Raw genomic sequence first — 230 nt, 5'->3', positions numbered from 1 at the left:
CGAATCGCCAATGACCGCATGTGAAGCAATTTTCGCGTATTCGTTCACTCGATCTTCATTCATATCCATGGCCATGACTTCAAGTCCTTCTTCGCTCAGCGCTTTGCAAATACTTCCGCCAAAGCGTCCAAGACCAATGACTGCATATTCCTTTTTCATGTTCAGACTCCTTTTATCTCACTTACCATGCATTTTACTACGGTTTGATTAATGAATCCATATGCGAGCGA

General features: G+C 43.0%; 1 protein-coding gene. It reads right to left on the bottom strand.

Annotated elements, in window-relative coordinates:
• Nucleotides 1-159: NAD-binding protein (locus tag AC0IXA_RS28285; RefSeq protein WP_471815040.1), on the bottom strand; the 159-nt coding region annotated here is incomplete at its 3' end.
• Nucleotides 160-230 lie beyond the last annotated feature (71 nt).

This window comes from Pseudomonas sp. AC083 (assembly GCF_979253165.1).
Note: the sequence above shows the minus strand (reverse complement) of the source record. Positions and strands in the feature narration are given on the sequence as shown.